Origin of the sequence: Streptomyces sp. S465 (assembly GCF_026898115.1) — a bacterium.
Classification (GTDB): Bacteria; Actinomycetota; Actinomycetes; order Streptomycetales; family Streptomycetaceae; genus Streptomyces; species Streptomyces luomodiensis.
Window position 1 is genome coordinate 541,456 of sequence record NZ_CP114036.1, and the last position, 25,515, is coordinate 566,970.

Here is a 25,515-nt window from a genome sequence, read left to right on the forward strand (position 1 = left end):
GCTCACCTTACCGGCAGAAACGGCCCGTGTGGATGGCCGGGACCGAGCGCCGACCGGGTTTCTCGCGCATCCCGCATCCTCGGGGCCTTCACCGGGACCCTCCCCCTGAACGACTTCGACGCGCACCACACCCGCGAAAGAAGGCTGATCATGGCCACAGCCCCCTCGTCGACGTCCAGCGTCATCACGCTGACCATCAACGGCGAGAAGTACACGCTGCCCGTCGACCACCGCACCACCCTGCTCGACGCCCTGCGTGAGCACCTCGACCTCACCGGCACCAAGAAGGGCTGCGACCAGGGGCAGTGCGGCGCCTGCACGGTACTGCTCGACGGCCGGCGGGCCGTCTCCTGCCTCCAGCTCGCCGTGGCCGCCGAGGGCCGCGAGGTCACCACCATCGAGGGCGTGGCCGACGGCGACCGGCTCCATCCGGTGCAGCAGGCGTTCCTCGACCTCGACGGCTACCAGTGCGGCTACTGCACTCCGGGGCAGATCTGTTCCGCCCTCGCCGTGATCGAGGAACACGCGGCGGGCTGGCCGAGCGCCGTCACCACCGATGTCCATCCCGAAGCGGGACCCCCACCACTGACCGCCGACGAGATCCGGGAGCGGATGAGCGGCAACCTGTGCCGCTGCGGCGCCTACGTGTCGATCGTGCAGGCGGTCGCCCGGGCGGCCGAGGCGCGGGCGACCACGACCACGACCACCAGCAAGGAGGCCGTCGCATGAGGGAGTTCGGCTATCAGCGCGTCGTGGACGTCTCCGAGGCGGTCGCCGTCCTGGGCGCCGATCCGGACGCGCGTTTCCTGGGCGGCGGCACCAATCTCGTCGACCTGATGAAGACCGGCGTGGAGCGCCCCGGACGCCTGGTGGACGTCCGTGAACTGCCCCTGGACCGGGTCGAGTCGACCGCGGACGGCGGTCTGCGGATCGGCGCCACCGTCACCAACAGCGACCTCGCCGCCCACCCCGAGGTACGGCGCCGCTACCCGGCCCTGACACAGGCCGTCCTGGCCGGCGCGTCCGGGCAGCTGCGCAACATGGCCACGGTCGGCGGCAACCTGCTCCAGCGCACCCGCTGCGGCTACTTCACCGATGTGGTGTCGCCCTGCAACAAGCGCCGCCCCGGCAGCGGTTGTCCGGCCATCGAGGGTGAGCATCACAATCACGCCATTCTCGGCGCCTCCGGGCACTGCGTGGCCACCCACCCCTCGGACATGGCGGTCGCGCTCACCGCGTTCGACGCCGTCGTGTCGTACGAAACCACCGACGGGCCGGGCGAGTTGCCGCTCGCGGACTTCTACCTGCCCGTGGGCGACACCCCGCACCTGGAGACGGCGCTGCCGTCCGGTGCGCTGATCACCGGCGTCACCCTGCCCCCGGCCCCGGTCGCCGCCCACTCCCGCTACCGGAAGGTCCGCGAGCGCGCGTCCTACGCCTTCGCGATCGGTTCGATCGCCGGCGCCCTCGACGTCCGGGACGGGGTCGTCCACGACGTCCGCCTCGCCTTCGGAGCGGTCGCCTCGCGGCCGTGGCGGGCCCGGGTGGCCGAGCGGTCGCTGACCGGGGGCCCGGTGAGCGCCGACGCGTTCGCCGCCGCCGCGGACGCCGAACTGGCCGCCGCGAAGGTCCTGCCGCACAACGGATACAAGGTGCCGCTGATGCGCAACCTCGTCGTGGCCATGCTGACCGAACTCGCCGAGGAGGCCGCCCGATGACCACCACGACCGGAACCCCCTTGGTGACAGGGGCCCTCGGCACCGCGCGCACCCGCATCGAGGGCCGGGACAAGGTCACCGGAGCGGCCCGCTACACGGGCGACATCCCCTTGCCCCAACTCGCCCACGGCTGGCTGGTGCTGTCCACGGTCGCCCGCGGCCGCGTCCGCTCGGTCGAGGTCGAACCCGTCCTCGCGATGCCCGGTGTCCTCGCGGTCCTCCACCACGAGAACGCTCCGCGCGTCAACATGGACTACACGAGCATGCTCGGGCGGCCGGACCCGATCCTCGGGGTCTTCCAGAACGACCGTGTCCCGTTCATGGGCTGGCCAGTGGCGCTGGTCGTCGCCGAACGGCCGGAGCAGGCCAGGGAAGCCGCCGAGCAGCTGGTGGTCCACTACGACCAGGAGCCGCACGACGTCACGTTCTTCGCCGGCCACCCCGATGCGTACACCCCCGCGGAGTCGCCCTTCGGGGCCGCGGTGCAGTCCAAGGGAGACGTCGAGGCCGAGCTCGCCGCGTCCGCGTTCGTCGTGGACTCGGAGTACACCACCCCGGAAGAGCACCACAACCCCATGGAGCCGCACGCGGCGACGGCCTACTGGGACGGCGGCCGGCTCGAGGTCCTGGACTCCAACCAGGGCAGTACGCTGGTGGCCACCGAGCTCGCGCAGATCTTCTCCCTCGACCCGGGTTCGGTACGGGTGCGGTCCGAACACGTCGGCGGCGGCTTCGGCTCCAAGACGGTCCGGCCCACCCAGGTGGCCGCCGCGATGGCCGCGACCGTCCTCCAGCGCCCGGTGCGGGTCGTCATGACCCGCCGTCAGATGTTCTCGGCCATCGGCTACCGCAGCCCCACGGCGCAGCGGGTCAGGCTCGGTGCCGACGCCGACGGACGGCTGCGCGCGCTCGACCACCGGAACGAGTGCCTCACCTCCACCGTCCACGAATTCATCGAGCGGAGCGCCGCGGTGGGGCGCGTGATGTACGACGCCATCGCGCACCACACCAGCGACCGGGTCGTGCGGCTCGACGTGCCGACCCCGACGTTCATGCGCGGACCCGGCGAGGCACCCGGTTCCTTCGCGCTGGAGTGCGCGTTCGACGAACTCGCCGAGAAGTGCGGTATCGACCCGATCGAGCTGCGGGTGCGCAATGAACCCGACCGGGGCCCGATCTCCGGCCTGCCGTTCAGCAGCCGCAATCTGATCGCCTGCTATGAGGAGGGCGCCCGCAGGTTCGGCTGGGCGGACCGGGATCCCCGGCCCGGAGTGCGCCGCGAGGGACGGTGGCTGCTCGGGACCGGGATGGCGGCGGCCAGCTTCCACTCCGGGGTCGGCCCGTCCACGGCGGGCGTGACGGCGGAGGCGGACGGCACCTTCACGGTACGGATCAACGCGGCGGACATCGGGACCGGCGCCCGTACCGCCATCGCCCTGGTCGCCGCGGACGGGCTGAAGGTCGATCCGGAACGCGTCCGGGTGGTCATCGCGGACAGCGCCCTCGGCCCGGGGATGTTCGCCGGTGGCTCGATGGGCACCCGGTCCTGGGCGTGGGCGGTGGCGATCGCGGTGAACGAGCTGCGGGAGCGGCTGGCCCTGGGCGGCGACATCCCGCCCGAGGGGATCACCGCCCGGTCCGACACCTCCGATGTGATCCGCTCCCTCTCACAGAAGGAACGGCACTCCTTCGGCGCCCAGTTCGCCGAGGTGGCCGTGGACGTCACGAGCGGCGAGGTCCGGGTGCGCCGGATGCTCGGGATCTTCGCGGCGGGCCGGATCGTCAACCCCCTGACCGCGCGCAACCAGCTCGTCGGCGGGATGATCTGGGGCATTTCGATGGCCCTGCACGAGGAGGCGGTCAGGGACCGGGCCTCGGGCGGCCATGTGGGCCCCGATCTCGCGGGCTACCACTTCGCCGCGAACGCCGATGTGCCGATCGTCGAGGCGGACTGGGTGGACGACCCGGACCCGGACGACCCGGTCGGTATCAAGGGCGTCGGTGAGGTCGGCATCGTGGGCGCCGCCGCGGCGATCGCCAACGCGGTGTGGCACGCCACCGGAGTCCGCCACCGCCACCTGCCGATCCGCCCGGACCGGGTCCTGTCGGCGGGGACGAACCTGCCGGAGGGCGGGCACGGGGCCTGACCTCCCCGTCGGGTGACCGGCGCCGGCCAGGACCGCGGAACCTGGCCGGCGCCGCCGCTCGAAGACGCGGGCCGCCGTCCCGAAGGGGCGGCGGCCCGCGGTCGTGAGGTGGTCGCGTCGGGCGAGTCCGCTCGGCCGTACGGGCGGGGCGGCAGACCCGGTCACCGGCCGTCACGACCGCCGGCGCCCGCCTCACACCGCCGGACCCGCCTGGAGTCCTGTGCCGGCCTCGTCGGATACGCCGCGTGAACCGGCCGTGTGGCGGCCGGATACCGCCGATCGGCTGGCGCTGTGCGGCGATCCAGTCATCTTCCCCTCGCGCCGGAGCCCTTCCGGACCCGGCGGGGAACACTCGCCGCGTCCGAGGAGAGCAGAGAGGGCTGTGATGAGCGACGACTTCGTGCTGGACGTGAGCAGGATCCGTGACGAGGCCCGCCGGAAGATGGCGGCCGGGCCGGTGACGGACGCCTACGGCCTGGACAAGGGCCGCGTCATCGGCATCCTCAACGACGTCATCGCGACCGAGGTGGTGTGCTGGCTGCGCTACACCCGCCACGCCATCTCGGCCAGCGGAATCGACCGCGCCCAGGTGTCCGCGGAGTTCACCGAGCACGCGAAGGAGGAGATGCAGCACGCGCTGCGCGCCGCCGAACGCGTCTCCCAGCTCGGCGGCGATCCCGACTTCGACCCGGCCTCGCTGACAAGCCGCGCCCACACCGACTACACCACACCGCCCGACAACGACTTGCGGGCGATGCTGGAGCACAATCTGCTCGCCGAGCGCATCGTGATCGCCAGCTATCAGGAGATCATCCGCTGGCTGGGCGAACACGACCCGACCACCCGCCGGCTGATGGAGTCGATCCTGGAGGAAGAGGAGGAGCACGCCGACGACTTGGTGGACCTGATCGGCATCTGACCACCCGCCGGGACGCTGCCCGGACTCCGCTGTGTACGAGCTGTGCGTACCAGCTGTCGCGCAGGGATCACCACCCGGTCACCGCGGAGGCATCAGGCCCATGACCACGCGCCGGCCCCGTCCGCTCTCCCTCGTCATCGTGACCGCCGCCGTGTCCTCGGCGCTGCTCATCGGCTGCGGCGCGGACAGACACGGCCGGAGCTGTTCCGGCCATGCGGGCAAGGATCTCTCCAGCCGTACCGTCGCCGGTGCCGATCTGTGGCAGAAGAAACTGCGCTGCGTCAACCTCGAGCGCTCCACCGTGACCGGACTGGTGTCCGAGGCGAACCTGCGCCGCGGCAACCTCTACGCGGGGCGGCTGGCCGGTGCGTCGCTGGAGAACGTCGACCTGCGCGGCGCCGACCTCCGCCGGGCCGACCTCACCTCCGCCACCCTCTCGCAGGTCGACCTGCGCGGCGCGGATCTGAGCGGGGCTGCGCTCGGCAAGGCGCTCCTCACGGACGTCAGCCTCGACGGCGCCCGGCTGGCCGGCACGGATCTGCGGGCGGCGTCCCTCAGCCACGTCGGCCTCACCGCGGCGGACCTGCGCGGCGCCGACCTGGCCGAGGCCACCGTGTCCGACTCCGATCTCCGCGGCGCGCGGCTGCGGAAGGCCGACGTCTCCACGACGAGCTGGGAAAACGTCCTGTGCCCGGACGGCTCCCGATCGAGCGCCCGGAATTCCTGCGCGGACCATCCGGACCGGGCGGCGGCCCGGACCCGGGCCCCGGCCCGGACCCGGGCGGCGGCTCGGCTCCCCGTGCCGCCGGCCGCCGTGCCGGATCAGCCCCGCGAGGACTCCTGGGCGGCCTGGTGCGCCTGCTCGAGACCTTTCATGTAGGCGTCCAGATAGTCGGCGTCCGACAGCCGGGCGCACGGCTCGGGGACGGGTTCGGAGCGGACCGCTCCGCCCTTGTTGGCGGCGGCCCGGTCGGCGATGGCGTTGACACAGCGCCGGGTGATCTCGGCTTTCTCGGCCGCGCCCGGGGTGCCGGACGGGGTACGTCTGTCGCGCGCCTCACCGCCGGCGGAACAACCGGTCAGGATCAGGGTGGCGGCGACCACTGTCGCGGCTTTGACCGTGCGGGTGCGCATGTGTCTCCCCGGTGCGTGGAGGGTGGGGGTGCATCATGCGGTGCGCGGACGTCGGCATGGGAGTGCCGTGAAGACGTTGTGATGGAACGGTGACTGATCGTCCGCCCGGTCCATCGCGGCGGCTCTGTGGCTCACACCACAGCTCACATGGTGAGACGCAAGGCCGTATTCCGGAAACCGGACCATATCCTCGAGTACATGTCCGCACCCGCCCGTCTGCTGTGTCTCGCGCTGTTCGCGAACTCGGCGTGGTGCGTCGACGACGGTCTCTGTCGCCGCTGAGCCGGAACCAGCCGGTTTCCCCGCCGCGTGCCGCCGCCCACGGCGGGCGCCACCCGGCCGGCCCTCCCGCCCAGCGCCGCGCCCCGTCCCCCTTGTCGAACGCCTCCCGGAGTCCGCTCGTGACCACCGCCCCGCCTGCCGAGGCAGCGAAGACCACGCTGCTGTCCCCCTCACCCACCTCCGTGCCACGGCCCGAGGCACCCGCCGCGCCCCCGGTCCGCCGGGTGCCGCTCGCGGTGTCCGGGCTGCTCGCCGTGGCGCTGACCGCGTATGTGTGGTCCGCCCACGGGGCCAAGCCCGGCGTCCTGCTGCTGCTCGGCCTCGCCCTGGGCGTGGCCCTCTTCCACTCCCGCTTCGGCTTCACCTCCGCCTGGCGGCAACTGGTCGCGGTCGGCAATGGCACCGGTATGCGCGCCCACGCCCTGCTGCTGGGCACCACGGCCACGCTGTTCGCCCTGCTCATCGGCACGAAAACCGGGCTGTTCGGGTCGGTGCCCGCGCCCTCGGCGGGGCCGCTGGGCCTCGGGCTGCTGATCGGCTCGTTCATTTTCGCCGTCGGCATGCAGCTCGGTGGGGCCTGCGCCTCCGGCACCCTCTTCGCGGTGGGCTCCGGGCAGACGTCGATCCTGCTCACCCTCGGCGGCTTCATCGCCGGTGCGACCCTCGCCGCCTGGCAGTTCGACCTGTGGAAGGACCTGCCCGCGCTGAAACCGGTGGTCATGGCCGACCACATCGGCTGGTTCGGCTCCTGGGCGGTGACGATCCTCGTGCTCGCCGCCATCGTGCTGGTCAGCCGTCGCGTCCAGGCCCGCCGCAACCCGCCGCCGATCGGCCCGGTACCCTCCGCGCGCGGTGCCGCCGCCCGTGTCCTGCGCGGTTCCTGGCCGCTGGCCGTCGGCGCCCTGGCGCTGGCCGTCCTGGGCGCCGGTGTACTGCTCGTCTCCGGCGGCGCGTGGGGCGTCACCAGCGCCTTCAGCCTGTGGGGCGCGGAGCTGGTGAGAGCGCTCGGCGGCCACCCGGAGAGCTGGAGCTGGTGGCAGCAGCCCGGGAACAAGCAGATGCTCGCGGGGCCGGTGCTCGCCGACAAGACCAGCCTCACCGACATCGGCATCATGATCGGCGCGGCGGTGGCCGCCGCGCTCGGCGGCACCTGGACCCTGCACCGCGGCGTGCGGTGGCGAACGGCGACCGCGGCGGTCCTCGGCGGGGTGCTGATGGGCGTCGGGGCCCGGCTGGCGGGCGGCTGCAACATCGGCGCCTATCTCGCGGGCATCGCCTCGGGCAGCCTGCACGGCTGGGTCTGGGGCGCCTGCGCCCTCCTGGGCACCTGGGCCGGGCTGAAGCTGCGGCCGCTGTTCGGACTCGGGAACCCGAAGCCGGGCGACGGCGTCTGCTGAGAGCCGGGCGCCGACCCGGTGCCGCCGACAAGCCCCGCCTTCCTCTTGGCGGTCCTGGGCCGGGGGTGGCCCGGCCGGCAGGCGTGGTTCACCCGCACGCCATGTGCGTGATTGATTGTCAGAACGGTGTGCCGGTCCGCCGACCGGTCCGCAGCTGACGAAGGGTGCTCACGATGGTCCCGTCCCCTACCGCTTCCCCGCGCCGTCTCCGCCCGGTCCGCCATGCCGCCGCGGCGCTGACGCTCGTGGCCGGTGCCGTGGCGATGTCCGCCCTCCCGGCCTGCGCGGCGGCCGGCGCGGACTACGGCACGCCGACCATCAAGCTGTCCGCCGCGTACCTGTCCGGCGCCGTCGGCGCCACCGGCGATCCGACGGTGACCGTGAAGGTCGGCCAGAGCGGCGCCGACGCGGGTGCGCTCACCGTGTCCGCGACCGCCACCACCCATGGCTCGGTCGCCGGGACCGGGGACGTCACGGTGACCGGGACCGGCGCCACCCGTGAGGTGGCCGTACGGGCCCGCGGCAAGGGCTACACCGACCTCACCCTCCAGGTGCACGGGCTCGGCGGCAGGACCGCCACCACCACCCTGCACTACGCGGCCTCCGGCGCCGTACAGAACGCCGCCGACACCCGCTACCTCACCGGCTCCAGCGACTCCTCCGCCGCCGTGGACGTCGGTGGCGGCTACCTGGTTGTCGCCGACGACGAGTCCAACGTCCTGCGCCTGTACCGCCGCGACGCCTCCGGCGCACCGGTGCGCACCTGGGACGTCGGCTCCGGCCTCGACGTCGACAAGGAGATCGACATCGAGGCCGCGGCCCGCGTCGGCGACACCATCTACTGGACCGGCTCGCTGGGCAACAACAAGGACGGCGAACCGAAGAAGGACCGCTTCACCCTCTTCACCACCACCGTCTCCGGTTCAGGCGCCGACACCGAGCTCGAGGTCGGCGGTTCGTACCAGGGCCTGCGCGACGACCTGGTGGCCTGGGACGAGGCCAACGGCGACCGGCTCGGCTTCGCCGAGGGCACGGCGGACGGCCAGGTGCCCAAGCAGATCGACGGGTTCAACGTCGAGGGCCTGGAGTTCGCGCCCGGCTCCGGCTCCACCGCGTACATCGGCTTCCGGGCGCCGCTGGTGCCACCCGCCGACGGCGGCGCGGCGCTGCTGGTTCCGGTCACCAACATCGACCGGCTCGCCCGGTCCGTCGGCAGCGAGGACACCCACGCCACCTTCGGCGACCCGATCACCCTCGACCTCGGCGGCCTGAGCGTCCGCGACATCCGCCGCAACGACAAGGGCCAGTACCTGATCGTGGCCGGTTCCTGGGCGGCGGAGGACAACAGCGCCCCGTACGCGCTCTACTCCTGGGACGGCGTCGCCGGACACCAGCCGGTCAAGCGGCTCGACCTGCCGACCGCCGACCCGGGCGGCTGGGAGTCCGTGGTGGACGTGCCCGACCTCTCGGCGCCCGGCGCCCAGGCCCAGGTGATCACCGACAGCGGTTCGGCCGACCTGTACGGGGACGGCACCGAGGCCAAGGACCTGGAGCACGAGGAGTGGCGGAAGTCCCGGTCGGTCCGCTTCTCCCTGAACTCCTGACGCGCCGGGGCACCTGACGGGGCGTCAGCAGCCGATACGGGTGGTGCCCACGGCCACGTCGTCGTACCAGAGGGTGTCATCACCCTCGCCGTAGCTCTCCCAGCCCAGCCGCAGATCGCCCGGGGCGGGCCGCCACCCGCCCCGGCTGAGCCACTGCTGGTCGACGTCCTGGGTCGGGCTGCCGTCGACCACCAGGCCGGTGACGAGCGCGCCGTTCACCCAGGTGTCCAGGTGGCCCGCGGTGCGGTCGAGGCGGAACTCCAGACATGTCCAGGTGTCCACGGGCAACGGAGCACTGAGCGCGACGCCCGCCGGGCTCTGGGCCGGGAGCGTGGCGTCGTCCGACTCGCGGTTCCACTGGAGCGCCTTGTTCTGGCCGCCCATGCGCAGGTCCTTGCCGCTGTCGTTGGCGTCGCGCAGGGCGGCGAACGTGACGTGCTGGGCGGGCAGCGCGGTGGTGTGGCGGACCCAGAAGCGGGCGTAGAGGTCTCCGCCGGACGGCAGACCGGTGAGCGAGGTGCCGGCGAAGGCGTGGTTGCAGTACCCCGCCTTGCCCGTGATCCGCACCGACTTGGTGCCGCCGTGGGCCGTCGTGGTGTCCACGGTCGCGGTGCCGGTGCCCGAGCAGTTGGCGACGGCCGTGGTCCAGCGGCCGGCGGGGGTGGTCCCGGTCTGGGACTCGAAGTCCTCGCAGAAGCCATCGGCGGCGCAGGCCGCCGGCCGTGCCGAGGCCCGGGGCGCGGCCGGGGCGGTCAGCGCCAGCGCCACGGCCACCGCGGCGGCGGCCAGAGCGCGGTGTGCTGTGAGGGTCATGGGGTGTCCTCCGGCTGGTCATGACGGTAGGTCAGGTGGGGACGGTCGGTCGGATTGCCGTTTGGCGCGGTTTTTGGGAGCGCTCCCACGCTCCTTGGCGGGCACTGTAGCCCGTACATGACAAAGCCGGAAGGCTGTGATCCGGCCTGATGTACGATGCCGACGGTCAGGGTGAGTGTGATCGGTTCGAAGGGAGCCGCGTCGCGATGGCACACCAGCTGGGTGTCCCACGGTTCGCGATGCGTCGCCACATCGACTTCCAGCGGGTTTCCAGCGCGATCTGTCGGATCTGACCCCCGACACCGCCATCGCGCGCCCCTCTCCGTCTCCCCGGCCCTTTTCTGTCCGGGGCCCGGCCGTGCGCGCGTTTCCTCACCCCTCACTCCCCCACCCTCGGGAGCCCACGGCATGCCCCTCACCCTTCCGGCCTTCGTTTCGCACCCGAGGCGCTCCGCGGCCGACTGGACGCGCCGGCGGTCGCGGCCCGTGTCGCGCCCGTTCCGCGAGGCATACGAAGAGGCCGCCTCGCGTGAACGCTTCGGACTGCCCCGTCCCGTCCATCGTCACGCCGTCACCGGGAGCCCCTCATGAGCAAGCCCGTCAAGCAGGTCCGTCTCGGCGCCGCGTTCCCCGGCGTGAAGGCTCGCCCGAGTCCCGCACCGCGGCGCGGCGGCATGAGCCCCGCCCGCGCCGCCACCGCCACCGGCGTCGGCGTCCGTACTGCCCGGCCGGACGAGTACGAGCTGATCGCGGACCTGACCGTCGAGGGCTTCCGCAGCCGCAACAGCGCACCCCGGCCGCAGCGGCTGGCCCTGATGCGCGACACGCCCGGCCGGGCCTGTGCCGGTGATCTGCTGGTGGCCGTCGACGGGCCGAGCGGCACCCTGATCGGGACCGCGAGCCTGTTGCGCTCCGGGAGCGGGTACGCCCGCCTCGCGCTGCCCGACGAGGCCGAACTGCGGCTGCTGGCCGTGCTGCCCGCGTACCGCGGCCACGGGGCCGGGAACGCGCTGCTGGCCGAGGCCATCGAACGCGTCCGGGGCTGGGGGGTGCGTGCCCTGGTCCTGGACACCGGCCCGGACAACGTGTTCTCGCAGCGGGTCTACCACCGGCTCGGCTTCGTCCGGCAGTACGCCCGCGAGGCACACGAGAACCGGCACCGGGAGGTGCGGACGGCCGTCTTCTCCCATGACCTCGGCCCGGTCCCGGCCGACGGCATCACCATCCGGCTCGCCACCCCGGACGAGCACGCCCGGGTGGCGCGGATCACCGAGGCCGCCTACGCCCACGACTACCCGCTCACCGAGGACTACCGGACCGAGTTGCGGGCCGTGGGTCCGCGGGCCAGGGACCACGAGGTGTGGATCGCGGTCGACCGGAGCACCGGCGGCATCCTGGGCACCGTGGCGACACCTCGGCCCGGCGGCCACATCTCCCGGCTGGGACGCGCCGGGGAGCTGGATTTCCGGCTGCTGGCGGTGGCCCCGGAGGCGCGCCGCCGCGGTGTCGGCGCACTGCTGGTCGAGCATGTGGTCACCCTGGCACGGTCCCGGGGCCTCGCGCGGGTGGTGATGAACAGCGGCGCGCTGATGACGGGAGCACACCGGCTGTACGAGCGGCTCGGCTTCCGCAGACTGCCCGAACGGGAGCGGCTGGTGGCCGGCGGGCATCCGGTGTACGCCTTCGGCCTCGAGCTGCCGGCGCCTGCGGCATGACGCCGGCCTCCGTCCGCTTCGGCGCGGCCCGGCGCCGGGTGATCGTGGTGTGCATGGCCGCCGGGGTCACCACCCTGCTGGACCAGTCCGTCCTCAACATCGCGATACCCGTGCTGCGCACCTCGCTGCACGCGGGCGCCACCGATGTGCAGTGGATCGTGGCCGGGTACTCCCTCGCGTTCGGCCTCGCACTCGTTCCCGGGGGCCGCCTCGGCGACGTCCACGGACGGAAGAAGTTCTTCCTCGCCGGTCTCGCGCTGTTCACGGCGGTCGGCGCGGTGGCCGCCACGGCCGACCGCCCGTGGCTGGTGATCGCGGCCAGACTGTTCCAGGGGGCCGGCGCGGGCCTGGTCAACTCCCAGGTGATCGGCACCATCCAGGACGTGTTCAGCGGCCAGGACCGGGCCCGAGCGCTGGGTCTGTACGCGGTGACGAGCGGCCTGGCGACCGCACTCGGCCCACCCCTGGGCGGGGGATTGATCGCGGCCACCGGGCCTGATCCCGGCTGGCGGTTCACCTTCCTGCTGAACGTCCCCTTCGGACTGGCCACCCTCGTGCTCGCCGCGCGCCATCTGCCTCCGCCCCGGGGCACCGCCGGCCACACCGATCTGGACCCGGTCGGGCTGGGGCTGGCCGGGGCCCTGGCCCTGGCCCTGGCGGCGATGGTTCCGTTCATCCAGGTCCCCACGAGCGCGGGCGCCACGGCGGCCTGGGTGGCCGCCGGTTGCGCGGCGCTGGCGCTGCTCCCGTACTGGCAGCGCCGTTACGCCCGCTCGGGCCACCATCCGCTGCTGCATCCCGCCCTCGCCCGGTCCGCACCCTTCGCACTGGGCACGGTCGTGGCGATGGCGCAGTTCGGCACCTCGATCGCCGCCTCGCTGGTGCTGACCATGTTCCTGCAAGACGGTCTGGGGCTCTCCGCCTTCGCCGCCGCCGCGGTCACACTGCCCTCGGCGGTGGCGATGGGGGTCTCGTCGGCGCTGGCCTGGCGCGTGGTGCGGCGCCTGGGGCGGCACACGGTGACGGCCGGCCTCGCGCTGGGCACGAGTGCCCTGCTGGCGAGCGGTCTGGCCGCGCTGCGGGCCCCGGCTCCGCTCCTCCCGGCGATCCTCGCCCTGGCCCAGTTCTGCATGGGGACCGCCTCGGGGCTGACGGTCTCGCCCAACCAGGCACTGGTGCTGCGCCACGCCCCACCGGAGGCGGCCGGGGTGGCCGGAGGGGTTCTCCAGATGTCCCAGCGCATCGCGGCGGCGGTGAGCGTCTCGGCCATCTCCGGGGTGTACCTCCACACTTCGGCAGCGGGCGCGTTCCACCACCGGTCGTCCTACTGGCACGCGAGCCTCACCCTTGTGGGCGTGATGGCCGTCGCCCTGGCGGTGTCGGTCCTGCGGGGCGCGGGCGGGGATGTCTCCTCCCCGTCCGTACGGACCGTATGGACCGGCTGGGCCCGGCGGCCCCGCCGACGGACACCGCCGACACACAACTGTCATACAGGAAAGGAAATGTGAGGTCGGTCCCGTCGGTTTGCGCTGACATGACTGTGGGAGTAGCACTCAACGCGGCAGCCGCCGAAAACCAGATCGACACCACTGTGGGCCTGGCCCAAGAAGCCTCGGCCGCGGGGCTGCGGTCCGCCTGGTTCGGACAGACCTTCGGCGCCGACTCGCCCCAGCTCGCGGCGATCGTCGGACGTGAGGTACCGGATCTCCAGGTGGGCACGTCCGCGATCCCGGTCTTCGGGCGTCACCCGTTGCTCGTCTCCAGCCAGGCCCAGACCGCGCAGGCGGCCACCCACGGCCGGTATCACCTCGGACTCGCGCTCGGCACCAAGCTCCTCACCGAGGGGGGCTTCGGCATCCCGTTCGAACGGCCCGTCGCCCGGCTGCGTGAATTCCTGACCGCGCTACGGCAGTTGACCGAGACCGGCACCGCCGACTTCCACGGCGAACTGCTCACGGCGGCCACGCCGGTGTCCGCGCGGGTGCCGGGCGCCGAGTCCGGCGTGCCGCTGCTCGTCGCCGCGATGGGTCCGCAGGCGCTGCGGGTCAGCGGTGAACTGGCGGACGGGATCCTGCCCTACCTGGCCGGACCCCGTGCCCTGGCCGAGCACATCGTCCCGGCCGTCACCGCGGCGGCGGAGGCCGCGGGGCGTCCCGCGCCCCGCATCGTGGCGCTCGTGCACGGTGTGGTCACCGACGACGCCGACTCCGTGCGCGAGACGGCGGCCGGGCAGCTCGCGTTCTACGAGCAGATCCCCTCCTACGCGCGGGTCATCGGACTCTCCGGCGGCACCCGGGCCGTCGATGTCGCGGTGATCGGCGACGAGAAGACCGTGGCCGACGAGGTGCGGCGCTACCGGGACGCCGGGGCGACGGAGGTGGTGTTCTCGGGTACGGAGATCGCCGGAGCGGCCGCCCGGCGCCGCACCTGGGCACTCCTGGGGGAACTGGCGGGCTGACGCGGGGCTGTCCGCCGGGACCGCCCGTCTGCTCTTCGCCGTCACCTCGGTGTTCGGCATCCCCCTGTCCTTCGCACTGGCCTCGGTCGCCGGGCGGCTGCCCGGTCAGAGCGGGATCGCCGTGGCGATCGGTCTGCTCGGACTCTCCGGGTACGCCGGGCTGTGGGCCGCTCCGGCCGCGGCACCGTGGCTGTGGGCCGGTCTGCTGGGCGTCGCCAACTGCTCCTTCCCGCCGGCGCTCACGATGATCGGCATGCGGGGACGGGACAGCGCGACCGTGGTCCGGCTGTCCGCCTTCGCCCAGGGCACCGGCTATCCGCTGTCCGTCCCGGGCCCGATCCTGGCCGGCGCGCTCTACGAGCACAGCGGCGGCCGGCGGGCACCGCTGGTCCCCATGGCGCTGCTGACGCTGCCGCAGCTCGCGGACGGTTTCCTGGCCGGCCGTGACCGACAGCTCGGCTGACCCGCCCCCGGTTCACCCCGGCCGCACCGGGTGACGCCCCGGCCCCGCCCCGCCGACGTCCACGCGCATGGCCTCTGTGCCCATATTGTGAAATGTTTTGTATCGGATTCCGATACGCCGTTGTGCGGCGCGGCGCGATCGTCCAGTCTTCTCCCCATGCCGCGTCGCCATGTCCCCGAGTACACCAGCTTCTGCCTGGTGCTCATCGGTGTGCACGCGCACGCGGTGTCCGACGTCCACTGTCGCTGAGCCCCCGGGCTCATCGAGGCGCCCTCTCGCGTCTGTGGCGTCGTCATCCCCCCGAGCCCGGCTCCGGCACCCTTCACCCCCCAAGTCGTCGGTGCGGTCTCGTACGGTTCAGCGCTTCCCTGCCCAGCTGATTCCCGATGCCTTCCGACGGCTCTCCCGTCCTGAAAGGCATCGACTTCCATGCGTGATCGAAGAGCGATATCCCGGCGTGCCACCGTGGCCGCCGTCAGTCTGGCCCTGGTCGGAGGAGTCGCGGCCTGCGCCGGACCGCAGGACGGCGGTGAGAGTTCCGGGAAGGGCGACGGCAAACCCGCCAAGGGCGGCAAGCTGACGGTGCTCAACTCCGAGGCCCAGTCGGACTTCGACCCCGCCCGCCTGTACACCTCGGGCGGCGGCAATGTCCCCTCACTGGTCTTCCGCACCCTGACCACGCGCAACCGCGCGAACGGCGCCGCGGGCACCCGGGTGGTGCCCGACCTCGCGACCGGTCTGGGCACCCCCAGCGAGAACGCCACGGTGTGGACGTACACGCTGAAGAAGGGCCTGAAGTTCGAGGACGGCTCCGCCATCACCTCCGCCGACATCAAGTACGGCGTGGAGCGGTCCTTCGCCGCCGAACTCTCCGGTGGCGCGCCCTATCTGCGCGACTGGCTGATCGGTGGCGACACCTACCAGGGCCCCTTCGTCCACAAGGGCAAGAAGACCCTGGACTCGATCGAGACGCCGGACGAGAGGACCATCGTCTTCAGGCTGAAGAAGCCCGTGGGCGACTTCCCGTACCTGGCGACCCAGACCCAGTTCGCGCCCGTGCCCAAGGACAAGGACACCGGCGCCAGGTACGAGTCGCATCCGATCTCCTCGGGCCCGTACAAGGTCGTGAAGAACACAGGCGACGGCGAACGGCTCCAGCTGGAGCGCAACCCGTACTGGTCGGAGAAGGTCGACGACCAGCGCAAGGCGTACCCCGACACCATCGACGTACGCTCCGGTCTCGACCCGGCGGTCATCAACCAGCGCCTGTCGACCAGTTCGGGTGACGACGCGCGGGCGATCACCACGGACACCAACCTCGGTCCCGCCGAGCTGGCCCAGATCGGCCAGGACAAGGCCCTGAAGTCGCGGGTCGGGATCGGACACTTCGGCTACACCGACTACCTGGCGTTCAACCCGAAGGTGAAGCCGTTCGACAAGCCCGAGGTGCGCCAGGCCATCTCGTACGCGATCGGCCGCAAGAGCGTCATCAACGCCGTGGGCGGCTCCTCCCTCGCCGAGCCCGCCACCACCTTCCTGCCGGACCAGAAGGCATTCGGTTACACGCCCTACGACCACTTCCCGGCGGGTGGGAACGGCAACCCGAAGAAGGCCAGGGAGCTGCTGGCGAAGGCCGGTTACGAGGACGGGCTGACCATCACCCTCACCCACTCCACCGACGAGGGCGAAATGGGCCCCACCGTCGCCGCCGCGGTCCAGCAGTCCCTGGCGAAGGCGGGCATCAAGGTCAGGCTGAAGGGCCTGGAAGGCAACGCCTACAACGAGCAGCGCTGGGACGCCGACGCCACTCCCGGTTTCTTCCTCACCCGCTGGGGAGCGGACTGGCCCGCCGGATATCCGTTCCTCGCCCCGATCTTCGACGGCCGGCAGATCGTCGGGGACGGCGCCAACTTCAACCACGCGCAGCTGGACGATCCGTCGATCAACAAGGAGTTCGACGAGATCAGCAGGCTGACCGATCTGAAGGCGGCGGCCAAGCGCTGGGGCGCCCTGGACGAGAGGATCGGCGAGCTGGCCCTCACGGTGCCGCTCTACCACCCGGTCTACCAGCGCCTGGTCGGCAAGGACGTCAAGAACGTCGTCATCAGCGACTGGACCGGCGTCCTCGACATCTCGCAGGTGGCGGTCAAGTAGTGGCCGTGCACGACACCCTGGCCTCCGGGGCGGACGGGCCGCCCGCCCCGGGACCGGCCGCCGGGGCCCATGGCGCCTGGCACCGGCTCCGCGCGCGGCCCTCGGCCGTGGTCGCGGGCGCGGTGCTCGCCGTCCTCGTCCTCGCCGCGCTCGCCGCGCCGCTGCTGACGGCGGTCAGCGGTCAGGACCCGTACGCCTACCACGACGAGCTGGTCGACTCCGCGAGCGGTGGCGCGCCCGAGGGCGCCTTCGGCGGCGTCGGCGGCGAGCACTGGCTCGGCGTCGAACCGGGCACCGGGCGCGACCTGTTCGCCCGGTTGCTGTACGGGGCGCGCGTCTCGCTGCTGGTGGCGGCCGGGGCCACGGTGCTCCAGATCGCGATCGGCGTGGGCGTGGGCCTGGCCGCGGCGCTCGGCAGCCGGTGGGCGGACCAGGTCCTCAGCCGGCTCACCGATGTGATGGTGGCGCTGCCGATGCTGGTGCTGGCCATCGCGCTGACCACGGTGGTACCCGAGGGCTTCCCGCGTCCGCTGCTGCTCGTCCTGGTCATGGGGGTGCTCAACTGGGGCGGCACCTCCCGTGTGGTGCGGGCTCAGACGCTGACGCTGCGCCGTCTGGACTTCGTCGCCGCGGCCCGGCTGGGCGGCTCGGGCCCTTGGCGGGTGGTCCGGCGGGAGCTGTTGCCGTCGCTCGCGGCGCCCGTCATCACCTACGCGGCCATCCTGCTCCCGTCCAACATCGTGCTGGAGGCGTCGCTGTCGTTCCTCGGCATCGGTGTGAAGCCGCCCACGCCCTCCTGGGGCCAGATGCTGTCGACGGCGACCACCTGGTTCCGCGCCGACCCGATGTACGTCCTGCTGCCGTCCGGGCTGCTGTTCGTCACCGTGCTCGCGTTCACCGTGCTGGGGGACGCCGTGCGCACCGCGCTCGACCCGCGCGAGGCGAGCCGTCTGCGGGTGGGCACGCGCAAGGAGAAGACCCGTGACTGACCGTTTCCCGCCCCCGGCCGTACGCTTCGTGGCAAAGCGGCTGCTGGGCGCCGCGCTGGTGCTGCTGGTGCTGTCCGTCGCCCTGTACGCGCTGTTCTACCTGGTCCCCGGCGACCCCGCGCGGCTCGCCTGCGGGGAGCGGTGCAATCCGGCGCAGGTGGCACAGGTACGGGAGCGGCTGGGGCTCGACGAACCGGCCTACGCCCAGTATCTGCACTTCCTCCAGGGCGTGTTCGCCGGGCGCGACTACTCGACGGGCACCTCGCTGGAGCACTGCTCGGCGCCCTGCCTGGGCCTGTCCCACCAGAACGACGAGGAGGTCACCGCGCTCATCCTGCGGGGGCTGCCCGCCACCGCCTCGCTCGCCCTCGGCGCGATGGTGGTGTGGCTGGTGCTGGGAGTCGGCACGGGGCTGCTGTCCGCGCTGCGCCGGGGCGGGGTGACCGAACGGGCGCTGACCGTGCTGACACTGGCCGGAACCGCCACTCCGGTGTTCATCCTGGGGCTGCTGCTGCTCATGGCCGTCTGCGCCTATCTGCGGTGGCTGCCCTTCCCCTCGTACGTCCCGCTCGCCCAGGACCCGGAGCAGTGGGCCTGGAACATGCTGCTGCCCTGGCTGACGCTTGGCCTCTTCGAGAGCGCCAAGTACGCCCGGCTCACCCGTTCCGCCACGCTGGAGGTCCTCGCGGAGGACCACATCCGCACCTTCCGCGCCTACGGCGTGAGCGAGCGGGCCATCGTGGCCCGGCACGCGCTGCGCGGGGCGCTGCCCCCGGTGATCGCCCTGAGCGCCCTGGACCTGGGGTCGATGATGGGCGGGGCGATGCTCACCGAGCAGCTCTTCGGCCTTCCGGGGCTGGGCCGGCTCCTCATCGACAGCGTGCGCTCGGTCGACCTTCCGGTGGTCGTCGGCGTGGTCCTGGTCATCGGTGTGGCCGTGGTGCTCGCCAACGTGATCGCGGACATCCTCTACGCCCTGGCCGACCGAAGGGTGGTCCTGTCATGACAGCGGTGGAACAACCGGCGAGTGCGGCGGCCGACACGCCCGGACTCCTCATCGATGTCCGAGGTCTGACCGTCGACTTCGCCACGGGCGGGCAGGACGTGCGCGCCGTCGACGACCTCTCCTTCCGGCTCTCGGCCGGGCAGGCACTCGGCATCGTCGGCGAGTCCGGCTCCGGCAAGAGCACGGTGGCCGCGGCGCTGCTGGGCCTCCACCGGGGCACCGGGGCACGGCTGACCGGCACCGTGACCGTGGGCGGGATCGATGTGGGGGCCGCGTCGGTACGGGAGTTGAGGCGGCTGCGCGGCGCCACCGCGGCCATGGTCTTCCAGGACCCGCTGTCCTCCCTCGATCCCTACCTGGCCGTCGGCGACCAGATCGCCGAGGTGTACCGGACGCACGCCCCGCACGTCTCCCGGCGCGCGGCCCGCGAACGGGCGGTGGCCGTGCTGGACCGGGTCGGCATTCCCGACGCGGCACGGCGGTCCCGCTCCCGGCCGCACGAGTTCAGCGGCGGCATGCGTCAGCGCGCCCTGATCGGGATGGCGCTCGTCTGCGAACCGCGGGTGCTGGTGGCGGACGAGCCGACCACCGCCCTGGATGTGACGGTGCAGGCCCAGATCCTCGACCTGCTGCACGAACTGCGCGCCGAGACCGGCATGGGCCTGGTCCTGGTCTCCCATGACCTCGGTGTGGTCGCGGGCAGCGTGGATCAGATGCTGGTGATGAAGGACGGGCGTGCCGTGGAGCGCGGCCCGGTCGGCACGGTCCTTGAGGAGCCGCGCGAGCCCTACACCCGCGGTCTGCTCGCCGCGGTGCCCCGGGTGGAGACGGGGCGTGCCCCGGCCGCCGCGGCCGCCCCCGTGTCCGACGGTGACGTCCTGCTGGAAGCGGTGGCGGTGCGCAGGGAGTTCGGGCGCGGGAAGAACCGTACGGTCGCCGTGGACGGTGTGTCGCTGAACGTGGCGCGGGGCGAGACCCTCGGCATCGTCGGCGAGTCGGGCAGCGGCAAGACGACGCTGGGCCGGATGCTGGTGCGGCTGCTGGAGCCGAGCGGTGGGTCGGTCCGCTACCGGGGGCGCGAGCTGACCGGCCTGCACCGGGGACTCCAGATGGTGTTCCAGGACCCGGTCTCCTCCCTCAACCCGCGCCGCGGCATCGGTGAGTCCGTCGCCGATCCGCTGCGTGCCGCGGGGACGCTGACCGACGCGGAGATCAGGCGCCGCGCGAGCGAGGCCCTGGAGCGCGTCGGTCTCGACCCGGGGTGGTACCACCGCTATCCGCACGAGTTCAGCGGCGGCCAGCGCCAGCGGGTCGGCATCGCCCGCGCGCTCGTGCCCGAACCGGGGCTCATCGTGTGCGACGAGCCGGTCTCCGCCCTCGACGTCACCACCCAGGCCCAGGTCCTGGACCTGCTCGCGGAGCTCCAGCGCGACCTCGGGCTCGCCCTGGTGCTGATCTCGCACGACCTGGCGGTGGTGCGCCGGGCCAGCGACCGGGTGGCGGTCATGCGGCGGGGCACCATCGTCGAGGAGGGCCCGGCGGACACGGTCTACGACGCGCCCCGGAACCCGTACACCAAGGCCCTGCTCGCGGCGGTCCCGGTCCTCGACCCCGCCGAGGCCGCGGCGCGCCGCGCGGCGCGCGGCAACCGGCCGGGGCTCCGGCCCTGACCGGCCGGGGCCACCTCACCAGCCGGGGCGGCTCACCGGTTCGGGCGGCCGCCCAGGAACCCGGCGAGGGCGTCCAGGACCTGGTCGGGCGCCTCCTCGGGCACGTAGTGGCCGCCGGGCACGGCGTGTCCGCTCACCGCCGCCGGATCGGCGTGGTGCTCGCGCCAGACGGCGAGGACGTCGTCCTGGGCCAGGCCGCCTTCGGCGCCCCAGAGCAGCAGCAGCGGACAGCGCAGCCGCAGCCCCCGGGCGTGGTCGGCCTCGTCGAGCTCCAGGTCGGTGGTGAAACCGGCCCGGTAGTCCTCCAACGTGGCGTGGAGGTGGGCCGGATCGGTGTACTCGGCGACGTAGTGGCGGAAGGTGTCCTCGTCGACGGCGCCCGAGGCCAGGACGCGCCGCAGGAAGTACCGCAGATAGGGTTCCACGTTTCCGGCCAGCAGCAACTCGGGCAGCTCCGGCTGGAGATGGAAGAACCAGTGCCACATGGCGGCCGCCGACATCCGGTCGAAGGAGTTCATCACGACCCGGGTCGGCAGCACGTCGAGCAGCGCGAGCGCGCCGACCTCGGACGGGTGGTCGAGCGCCCACCGGTGCGCGACACGGGCGCCGCGGTCGTGCCCGACCACGACGGCCGAGTCATGCCCCAGATGACGCACCAGCGCGCTCAGGTCGGCCGCGGTGGCGCGTTTGTCGTATCCCGTGTCTGCCAGACCGGAGGCTCCGTACCCACGCAGATCGGGGACGACCACGGTGTACCGCTCGGCGAGCGGTCCGACGAGCTTGCGCCAGCACAGCCCGGTCTGCGGCCAGCCGTGCAGAAGGACGATCAGCTCCTCCCCCGAACCGGCCGTGCGGTAGGCCAGGTCGACATCGTCCAGGGCCACCGTGCGCACCGAGTCCCACCGCATGCTTTCTCCCATCGTCGATCCCCATACCTGTGGAGTCCTGTGGTACCTGTGGAGTCCTGTGGTAACTCACCGCGGGCACGACGCGGACGACCCGGATGACACGGGCGGCGCGGGCGGCGAGCCGGCGGGCGTCCTCGGCGGGGCGGGCGGACGGCCCCGGCGCACGGCCGCGCCGGCCGCCGCGGCGAGGACGAAGGTCACGGTCTCGTAGCCCATCGCGTGCCAGAAGGCGTCACCGGGCCCGGCGGCGGGTGCGGCGTACACGACACCGGCGAGCGCGACGCCGAGGGTCCCGCCGAGCTGCTGCGCGGTGGGCAGCAACCCCGACACGGAGCTGGCCGCGTGCGCCGGAGCCCTGGCCAGGACCAGGGCGAACACGGACGCGGTGAACAGGCCGAAAGCGACCCCGCCCACTCCGAGCGCCAGCCACAGCGCCGGCCCCGGGGCCGCGATCGTCGCGGCGACCACCACCGACACCACGGCCAGTGCACAGGCGGAGACGACGAGGACGGCCGCGCCGTGACGCCGCGCCGCCGCCTCGGCGATTGCGCTGCCCAGCAGTGCCCCGACCGCGTACGGGGTGATCGTCAGCGCGGTCCGCAACGGGCTGTCGTGCAGCGTCCCTTGCAGGTGCAGCGACAGGAGCAGGGTGAAGGACGGGATCCCGGCGTTGAACACCAGCACCGCCCCGATGCCCCAGCGTGTCGTTCGCCCGGCGAGGGCGGACGGGTGCACCAGCGGGTGGGACACCCGGGCTTGCGATACGGCGAACGCGGCCAGCAGCGCGACCGCCACGGCCGGGCTGATCCACGTCCAGGCGGGCCAGCCGGCGTCCTGGCCGAGGGTGAGCGGCAGCACGAGCAGGACCAGTCCGGACAGGCAGAGTCCGGCGCCGACGGGATCGACCCGGCTGTCCGCACCCGCCCGGCCGGGCCCCGGCGGGAGGGCGGGGGACAGCACCAGGGCGGCGAGCCCGATCGGCGCGGGCAACGCCAGCGCGGCGCGCCACCCCAGGCCGAGGGGGTCGAGCTGGAGCAGGACGCCGCCGAGCAGTGGGCCCGCCAGCGAGGCGACCGCCATCGTCGCACCGTAATAGCCGAGCGCGCGGGGCCGACGGGACTCGGGCACCGTCGTCTGGATGATCGACAGGATCTGGGGGGCCACCAGTCCGCTGCCGAGGCCCTGGACCAGACGCCCGGCGATCAGTACGCCGATGTCCGGGGCAGCGGCCGCGACCGACGAGGCGAGGGTGAACACCGCCATTCCCACCACGAAGAGCCGGCGGTATCCGAACCGGTCGCCCAGCCGGGCCGCGGTGATCAGCGAACAGGCGTAGGTCAGGGTGTAGCCGGCCAGCGCGAGCTGCCCGGCCCCCGCGCCGGCGTCCAGGTCCTGCCGGATGTCGACCACCGCTACCTGCATGACCGTCACGCTCACCAGCTGGACGAACGTTCCGGAGAGCAGCACGGGCAGCAGCGGGGCCCTCATATCCGGTTCACCGATGACGCGAGCGGCTCGGTGAGCTCTTCCGGCCGGGTGAGGAAGGGCGAGTGGCCGCCGGGCAGGGAGTGCACCTCGGTCGGCCGGTCCGTGGCCAGGGCACGCTGGGTCATCGCCCGGTGCCGGGAGGAATGCCAGGCGCCGTGGCCGAGCACGGCCACGGTGGAGGGAACGGTCTGGTGCATGAGCGGCCTTCTGGTCAGTGGACTGATCGGAAACCAGCCCACACCGCAGGCGCCCCGTTATCCAGTGCGATATCTCGACTGCCGCCCCGCGATATCCACGACGTATCGCCGCCTCGTCGATCTGCAGGACGATGCACCTGGACGCCACCGGGCGGGAGACCCGGCACGCCACGCCGAGGTGACGTGCGCCCGATCTCCCGCCCAGGAGCGCGGTGCGGCCGGTCAGCCGCCGATGTTCACATCGATGCAGACGTAGAAGGCGTTGGCGGTGTTCGCGATGTTCCAGACCGCGAGGACCTTCTGCTTGCCGGTCAGGTTGCCGAAGTCGACGTCATGGGTGACGGTTTCGCCCGGCTGCGCTCCGCCGTCGTCGATCTCCGCGATCTTCGAGCCGCCGACGAAGTACTGCCAGGTGCTGGTCGCGTGAGGGGCGCTCAGCTTCCAGGTGAAGCTGGTCTTGGAGGAGACGGGCGTGGCGACCCAGCCCTTGCTGTCGTCGTCGAGCTCGGCGAACCTCTCGTTGCCGCCGCTGCAACTCGTCAGCCCCTTGGGCCCTTCGACGCTCTGCGGCTCGTACTTGATGTCACCGCAGGCCACGGTCCCGGCCGCACACTGGGCCTGGCGGCTCGGCGGGGTGGAGACATAGCCGTGCGCGCTCGCCTCGCCCGCCGGGAGGCACAGCGCGAGCAGGGGGGCTATTCCGGCGCCGATGACGACGGACAGCCTGCGCTTCATGTTCATGCCAACTCCTTCCACGGCAAGGACCCGCCGGACGGAGGAAGTACCTTGCCGATGGGGAACATGTGGGGGGCAGTGTGGGGGGTGGCTATGACGGAACGCACCAGCGGCGCCGGGGCGACCGCGAATCCGTGCCGCCATTAGGTCTAGACCATACCGCCTGTCTGTTCATGGTCAAGAGATGGCACAGAGATCGTCAGCGATCCGTTTTCCGGTCCGCGTACCGGATACGCGGACCGGGACACCGGGGGACGGCCGGGACGGCCCCCGGCTCAGGCCCCGCCGCCGAACACCGCCGACTCCGTGGTCCACGCGGCGGCCCGCTCGCTGAGGGACAGTCCGAGTCCGCCACATTCGGGACATTCCGGTGGCCACCGGCGCGATCGCCACCTTGGTGAAGGCCACCACCTTCGACGGCGCCGTCGGCTGGGGAGAGTCCTTCGGTCCCCCGCGCCTGATCGCCCCGTTCCTCGCCGAACAGGCCGAAGCGCTGCTGGGGCAGCCCGCCGACATCCGGGAGGACCGCATCCTGGACCGGCTCTCCCCCGGCTACCACCTCACCTCCGGCGGACCGCATACCGCGACCGCCAGCGGCATCGACATCGCGCTGTGGGACGCGCAGGCCCGCGCGTTCGGCGTTCCGGTGGCTCATCTCCTGGGCAGCCGGCTCCACGACCGGGTGGACGCCCACGCCTCCTCCGGCTACGTCACCGCCACCCGCGACCCCGGCCCGTTCCGGGACACGATGGCCGCCCACGCCGCCGAGGGTTTCACCGCCGTCAAGAGCAAGATCGGGCGCCAGCTCGCCGCCGCCCTCAACCCGCGGCTGTCCCCGCGCTGCTGGGGCACCGGGGTGGTCCAGGCCGCGACGCTGCAACCGGTCTCGGCGGTGCCCCGGGCGCCCTTCGGCATGGCCGGCGGAGAGCCGCTGATCTTCGAATTCGACCGGGGCGAGAACCCGCTGCGGGACGGTGTGCTGGCGACCCCGCTCACCCCCGAGGACGGCACGGTGGCCATTCCCGACGGCCCCGGCCTCGGGGTCACCATCCTGCTCGCGGCGGTGGCCGCGCTCAGATGTCGTCCGGCAACTGCGCGACCCGCAGCTCTTCGCGTCGGTGCCAGCGGGACAAGAGCCAGAGGTGGACCGGCGCGACGAAGGACGCGGCGCACCACCACAGGACCGCGCCGAGGGCGTGCTGCCCGAGGGTTCCCACCCACGCCAGCACGGTGGCGGCCCAGGGCGCCAGGCTCCACAACAGTGCGCTGGCCCGTTCCCGGAGGCCCTTGACGTAGAGCGTGACCGCCTGGTCGTAGTGCGCCCATGCCGCGGCCGTCATGAGCGCTCCGTAGCCGGCCCAGAGCCGGCTCCAGCCGTGGAACGCGATGGCGGCCAGGGCGATGAGGACACCGAGCCCGGGGAAGAGGAGGGAGTGCAGCACGACGCGCCGGTCGAGGCGGGCGGGAGACGGCGGGGGCGGCTCGGGGGTGCCGGGTGGCAGTCCGCCCGTGCGCACGGCGTCATCCAGTGCCATGGCCTCCGTCTGCCGCTCGTGCGCCTCCTCGGCGCGGCCGAGGCCATCCAGCACCAACGACTCCAGGGTCAGGGCCATCGCCTCCTCCTGCGGCAGCCGGTGCTCGCGGGCCAGCTCAACGGCCCGTCGTGCGGCGGCGATGGCCCGCTCCCCGTCACCCGACCCGTTCAGCGCGACCGACGT

Annotated in this window: 21 protein-coding genes and 1 pseudogene; 16 read left to right on the top strand and 6 right to left on the bottom strand. The window is 72.8% G+C overall.

The window, feature by feature from the left end:
* Window positions 1–150: 150 nt before the first annotated feature.
* The 5 genes from N6H00_RS02545 to N6H00_RS02565 all read left to right on the top strand — a co-directional run bounded on the left by N6H00_RS02545 (window position 151) and on the right by N6H00_RS02565 (window position 5,664).
* Entirely contained in the window at window positions 151–729 is a 579-nt protein-coding gene (locus tag N6H00_RS02545; RefSeq protein WP_268969864.1) for a 2Fe-2S iron-sulfur cluster-binding protein, read from the top strand.
* A complete protein-coding gene (locus N6H00_RS02550) occupies window positions 726–1,718 on the top strand; it encodes an FAD binding domain-containing protein (protein ID WP_268969865.1) in 993 nt (330 codons plus the stop codon). Before N6H00_RS02545 ends, N6H00_RS02550 begins: the two co-directional genes overlap by 4 nt.
* On the top strand, window positions 1,715–3,865 hold the full coding sequence (locus N6H00_RS02555; RefSeq protein ID WP_268969866.1) for a xanthine dehydrogenase family protein molybdopterin-binding subunit: 2,151 nt from the start codon (window positions 1,715–1,717) through the stop codon (window positions 3,863–3,865). The genes N6H00_RS02550 and N6H00_RS02555 overlap by 4 nt, the downstream gene beginning before the upstream one ends.
* 385 nt (window positions 3,866–4,250) lie before the next feature.
* Window positions 4,251–4,784, top strand: coding sequence for a ferritin-like domain-containing protein (locus tag N6H00_RS02560; RefSeq protein WP_268969867.1), 534 nt, complete (start codon window positions 4,251–4,253; stop codon window positions 4,782–4,784).
* A gap of 100 nt (window positions 4,785–4,884) precedes the next feature.
* On the top strand, window positions 4,885–5,664 hold the full coding sequence (locus N6H00_RS02565; protein WP_268969868.1) for a pentapeptide repeat-containing protein: 780 nt from the start codon (window positions 4,885–4,887) through the stop codon (window positions 5,662–5,664).
* Here N6H00_RS02565 and N6H00_RS02570 read toward each other — a convergent pair.
* Window positions 5,607–5,918, bottom strand: coding sequence for a hypothetical protein (locus tag N6H00_RS02570; protein WP_268969869.1), 312 nt, complete (start codon window positions 5,916–5,918; stop codon window positions 5,607–5,609). The genes N6H00_RS02565 and N6H00_RS02570 overlap by 58 nt on opposite strands.
* A 401-nt stretch (window positions 5,919–6,319) precedes the next feature.
* On the opposite strand from N6H00_RS02570, the gene N6H00_RS02575 reads away from it, so the two are divergent.
* On the top strand, window positions 6,320–7,597 hold the full coding sequence (locus N6H00_RS02575; protein ID WP_268969870.1) for a YeeE/YedE family protein: 1,278 nt from the start codon (window positions 6,320–6,322) through the stop codon (window positions 7,595–7,597).
* Window positions 7,598–7,770: 173 nt separating this feature from the next.
* The gene (locus tag N6H00_RS02580; protein WP_268969871.1) at window positions 7,771–9,201 is read left to right on the top strand and encodes a DUF3616 domain-containing protein; all 1,431 of its coding nucleotides are present in this window, start codon (window positions 7,771–7,773) and stop codon (window positions 9,199–9,201) included.
* Between the two features lie 24 nt (window positions 9,202–9,225).
* On the opposite strand, the gene N6H00_RS02585 is transcribed toward N6H00_RS02580, so the two are convergent.
* On the bottom strand, window positions 9,226–10,014 hold the full coding sequence (locus tag N6H00_RS02585; RefSeq protein WP_268969872.1) for a hydrolase: 789 nt from the start codon (window positions 10,012–10,014) through the stop codon (window positions 9,226–9,228).
* Window positions 10,015–10,601: 587 nt separating this feature from the next.
* Here N6H00_RS02585 and N6H00_RS02590 point away from each other — a divergent pair.
* The 8 genes and pseudogenes from N6H00_RS02590 to N6H00_RS02625 all read left to right on the top strand — a co-directional run bounded on the left by N6H00_RS02590 (window position 10,602) and on the right by N6H00_RS02625 (window position 20,469).
* Window positions 10,602–11,729 carry a GNAT family N-acetyltransferase gene (locus N6H00_RS02590; RefSeq protein ID WP_268969873.1) on the top strand — a complete coding sequence of 376 codons (1,128 nt, stop codon included), beginning with the start codon at window positions 10,602–10,604 and terminating at the stop codon, window positions 11,727–11,729.
* Entirely contained in the window at window positions 11,726–13,237 is a 1,512-nt protein-coding gene (locus N6H00_RS02595) for an MFS transporter (RefSeq protein WP_268969874.1), read from the top strand. The genes N6H00_RS02590 and N6H00_RS02595 overlap by 4 nt, the downstream gene beginning before the upstream one ends.
* Window positions 13,238–13,263: 26 nt before the next feature.
* Window positions 13,264–14,187, top strand: coding sequence for an LLM class F420-dependent oxidoreductase (locus N6H00_RS02600; RefSeq protein WP_268969875.1), 924 nt, complete (start codon window positions 13,264–13,266; stop codon window positions 14,185–14,187).
* A pseudogene (locus N6H00_RS02605) lies at window positions 14,186–14,650 on the top strand (MFS transporter); the annotation flags it as partial. The gene N6H00_RS02600 and the pseudogene N6H00_RS02605, both read left to right, overlap by 2 nt.
* A 429-nt stretch (window positions 14,651–15,079) precedes the next feature.
* The gene (locus N6H00_RS02610; RefSeq protein WP_268969876.1) at window positions 15,080–16,804 is read left to right on the top strand and encodes an ABC transporter substrate-binding protein; all 1,725 of its coding nucleotides are present in this window, start codon (window positions 15,080–15,082) and stop codon (window positions 16,802–16,804) included.
* Window positions 16,805–16,809: 5 nt separating this feature from the next.
* A complete protein-coding gene (locus N6H00_RS02615; protein WP_268969877.1) occupies window positions 16,810–17,793 on the top strand; it encodes an ABC transporter permease in 984 nt (327 codons plus the stop codon).
* Entirely contained in the window at window positions 17,786–18,799 is a 1,014-nt protein-coding gene (locus N6H00_RS02620) for an ABC transporter permease (RefSeq protein ID WP_268969878.1), read from the top strand. Before N6H00_RS02615 ends, N6H00_RS02620 begins: the two co-directional genes overlap by 8 nt.
* Window positions 18,796–20,469 carry a dipeptide ABC transporter ATP-binding protein gene (locus N6H00_RS02625; RefSeq protein WP_268969879.1) on the top strand — a complete coding sequence of 558 codons (1,674 nt, stop codon included), beginning with the start codon at window positions 18,796–18,798 and terminating at the stop codon, window positions 20,467–20,469. The genes N6H00_RS02620 and N6H00_RS02625 overlap by 4 nt, the downstream gene beginning before the upstream one ends.
* A 32-nt stretch (window positions 20,470–20,501) precedes the next feature.
* Here N6H00_RS02625 and N6H00_RS02630 read toward each other — a convergent pair whose 3' ends face one another.
* From N6H00_RS02630 to N6H00_RS02645, 4 genes are all read right to left on the bottom strand, one after another.
* Window positions 20,502–21,389, bottom strand: coding sequence for an alpha/beta fold hydrolase (locus tag N6H00_RS02630; RefSeq protein WP_268969880.1), 888 nt, complete (start codon window positions 21,387–21,389; stop codon window positions 20,502–20,504).
* A gap of 54 nt (window positions 21,390–21,443) precedes the next feature.
* Window positions 21,444–22,865, bottom strand: a complete 1,422-nt coding sequence (locus tag N6H00_RS02635; RefSeq protein WP_268969881.1) for an MFS transporter — start codon at window positions 22,863–22,865, stop codon at window positions 21,444–21,446.
* Window positions 22,862–23,062, bottom strand: coding sequence for a hypothetical protein (locus N6H00_RS02640; RefSeq protein ID WP_268969882.1), 201 nt, complete (start codon window positions 23,060–23,062; stop codon window positions 22,862–22,864). The genes N6H00_RS02635 and N6H00_RS02640 overlap by 4 nt, the downstream gene beginning before the upstream one ends.
* Before the next feature lie 222 nt (window positions 23,063–23,284).
* Window positions 23,285–23,803, bottom strand: coding sequence for a lytic polysaccharide monooxygenase auxiliary activity family 9 protein (locus N6H00_RS02645; RefSeq protein ID WP_268969883.1), 519 nt, complete (start codon window positions 23,801–23,803; stop codon window positions 23,285–23,287).
* A 364-nt stretch (window positions 23,804–24,167) separates the two neighbouring features.
* Between N6H00_RS02645 and N6H00_RS02650 the strand changes: the two genes are divergently transcribed.
* Window positions 24,168–25,088, top strand: a complete 921-nt coding sequence (locus N6H00_RS02650) for an enolase C-terminal domain-like protein (protein WP_268969884.1) — start codon at window positions 24,168–24,170, stop codon at window positions 25,086–25,088.
* Window positions 25,089–25,515: the final 427 nt, after the last annotated feature.

Coding starts and splice junctions, on each gene's coding strand:
- N6H00_RS02545 (WP_268969864.1), top strand. CDS start 151: ATGGCCACAGCCCCCTCGTCGACGTCCAGCGTCATCACGCTGACCATC.
- N6H00_RS02550 (WP_268969865.1), top strand. CDS start 726: ATGAGGGAGTTCGGCTATCAGCGCGTCGTGGACGTCTCCGAGGCGGTC.
- N6H00_RS02555 (WP_268969866.1), top strand. CDS start 1,715: ATGACCACCACGACCGGAACCCCCTTGGTGACAGGGGCCCTCGGCACC.
- N6H00_RS02560 (WP_268969867.1), top strand. CDS start 4,251: ATGAGCGACGACTTCGTGCTGGACGTGAGCAGGATCCGTGACGAGGCC.
- N6H00_RS02565 (WP_268969868.1), top strand. CDS start 4,885: ATGACCACGCGCCGGCCCCGTCCGCTCTCCCTCGTCATCGTGACCGCC.
- N6H00_RS02570 (WP_268969869.1), bottom strand. CDS start 5,918: ATGCGCACCCGCACGGTCAAAGCCGCGACAGTGGTCGCCGCCACCCTG.
- N6H00_RS02580 (WP_268969871.1), top strand. CDS start 7,771: ATGGTCCCGTCCCCTACCGCTTCCCCGCGCCGTCTCCGCCCGGTCCGC.
- N6H00_RS02585 (WP_268969872.1), bottom strand. CDS start 10,014: ATGACCCTCACAGCACACCGCGCTCTGGCCGCCGCCGCGGTGGCCGTG.
- N6H00_RS02590 (WP_268969873.1), top strand. CDS start 10,602: ATGAGCAAGCCCGTCAAGCAGGTCCGTCTCGGCGCCGCGTTCCCCGGC.
- N6H00_RS02595 (WP_268969874.1), top strand. CDS start 11,726: ATGACGCCGGCCTCCGTCCGCTTCGGCGCGGCCCGGCGCCGGGTGATC.
- N6H00_RS02600 (WP_268969875.1), top strand. CDS start 13,264: ATGACTGTGGGAGTAGCACTCAACGCGGCAGCCGCCGAAAACCAGATC.
- N6H00_RS02610 (WP_268969876.1), top strand. CDS start 15,080: ATGCGTGATCGAAGAGCGATATCCCGGCGTGCCACCGTGGCCGCCGTC.
- N6H00_RS02625 (WP_268969879.1), top strand. CDS start 18,796: ATGACAGCGGTGGAACAACCGGCGAGTGCGGCGGCCGACACGCCCGGA.
- N6H00_RS02630 (WP_268969880.1), bottom strand. CDS start 21,389: ATGGGAGAAAGCATGCGGTGGGACTCGGTGCGCACGGTGGCCCTGGAC.
- N6H00_RS02635 (WP_268969881.1), bottom strand. CDS start 22,865: ATGAGGGCCCCGCTGCTGCCCGTGCTGCTCTCCGGAACGTTCGTCCAG.
- N6H00_RS02640 (WP_268969882.1), bottom strand. CDS start 23,062: ATGCACCAGACCGTTCCCTCCACCGTGGCCGTGCTCGGCCACGGCGCC.
- N6H00_RS02645 (WP_268969883.1), bottom strand. CDS start 23,803: ATGAACATGAAGCGCAGGCTGTCCGTCGTCATCGGCGCCGGAATAGCC.